Here is a 1719-nt window from a genome sequence, read left to right as displayed (position 1 = left end):
ATTTCATGCATTTTGAAAAAGTTGCTGAAAATCTTAAATGGCCTAAGGAACACTGGACTCTTTTGCTGCAAAGCTCTTTGATAGGTAAAGCTCGGGAAATATATACTCAGTTAAGCCCAGCTCAGAGTACAGATTATGAGAAAGTAAAAGAGATCATATTGAAAGGGTACGAGTTGGTTCCGGAAGCTTATAGGCAAAAATTCAGAAATTGTAAAAAAGAAGAGAACCAGACTCATGTAGAATTTGCTAGAAGTAAAGAACAATTATTTGATAGATGGTGCATGTCAAAAAAGATTGAACAGAGTCATGACAAACTTAGACAGTTAATGTTAGTAGAAGAATTTAAACGTTGTTTAAGGCCTGATATTAAGTCGTTTTTGGATGAGAAACAAGTTGAAACTTTGGATGAAGCCGCTCGTCTAGCTGACGATTACTCCCTTACTCATAAGACCAGTTTTGTAAATAAGACCACTTCTTTTAGACAATGTAAGACCAGTTTTACAAATAAGACCACTTATTTTAGACCACATTCTCATAATAGACCTAGTCCTGTTGCCACTCCTAGTCCCGTTAAGTCCTCTAGTGAACCTAATAACAGGTCACGTGTTGATTACAAAGACCATAATCCCACATCCAAACTTATGTGTTCTTATTGTAGAAAGCCCGGACACCTTGTCTCCAATTGTTATAAGTTGAAAAATAGAAATCATAATGTTGGTGATATGAAACCCACAGGGTTCACCACATTAAGTGTTAAGCCACAGTCTTATGTAGAACAAAATAAAGTTCATGATGTTGTTAAGCCCAAGTCTGATTCTGTTATGGAGGTTTATGAACCATTCCTGTCGGAAGGTTTTGTGTCACTACAATGTGATTTATTATGCCCACCTACTCCTGTCACTATTTTGAGGGATACTGGTGCTTCTCAGTCCCTAATTTTGGCTGAAATATTGCCGTTTTGTGATAAATCCTATTCTGGATCTAGTGTTCTTATACAGGGTGTAGAGTGTGGATCTTTGAATGTCCCCCTCCATAACATTAAGTTAAAATCAGATTTAGTGACTGGGCCTGTGACTGTAGGCGTTAGACCTTCGTTGCCCTTTCCGGGTGTTCATTTGTTGCTAGGTAATGACTTAGCTGGAGACAAGGTTGTTGTTAATCCTGTTGTAACTGACACTCCTGTGCTTGATTATGTTCCTGATTCTAATGAACAGGAAATTCCAGAACTTTATCCTTCTTGTGCAGTTACTAGGGCTATGGCAAAGAAAGCCACCCTTGATTCCTCTAAAAATGAGGTTGAGTTGTCTGATACTTTTATAGGTCAGATTTTTGGTAATGAGGTTAGTAGTACCTTATGTGACAGTCTGTCTCAAAAGCAGTCTGTTTGTGAGTCTGTTTGTGAAAGTGATTTGTCTCGGTCAAGTTCAAGCCAAGGTCATGATACAAGGTCAAGGTCACAACTTATTAGTGAACAACAGAATGACCCTGAGCTTAAGGACTTGTACCATAAGGCTTTAGATGAGAATGAAGTCTCAGAGGTCCCAGTTTGTTATTATTTGAAGAATGGGGTCCTTCTTAGAAAATGGCGTCCTTTAGATGTACCTGCTGATGAAGAGTGGAGTGTTAAACATCAGATAGTAGTTCCTAAATCATATAGGTCTGAAATCCTTAGTATTGCCCATGAAACTCCCTTAGCTGGTCATCTTGGTGTCAACAAGA

At 38.4% G+C, this 1719-nt stretch carries 1 protein-coding gene; it reads left to right on the top strand.

Annotation, left to right across the window (positions count from 1 at the left end; translation table 11 throughout):
* The coding region (locus tag OFO01_RS08885; RefSeq protein ID WP_270875541.1) for a hypothetical protein at positions 1–1719 on the top strand (1719 nt) is incomplete at both ends.

The sequence above is a fragment of the Campylobacter sp. JMF_01 NE2 genome (assembly GCF_027737365.1).
Lineage (GTDB): Bacteria > Campylobacterota > Campylobacteria > Campylobacterales > Campylobacteraceae > Campylobacter_B.
The sequence above is the reverse complement of the archived record's forward strand: the minus strand, read 5'-3'. Positions and strand labels throughout refer to the sequence as shown.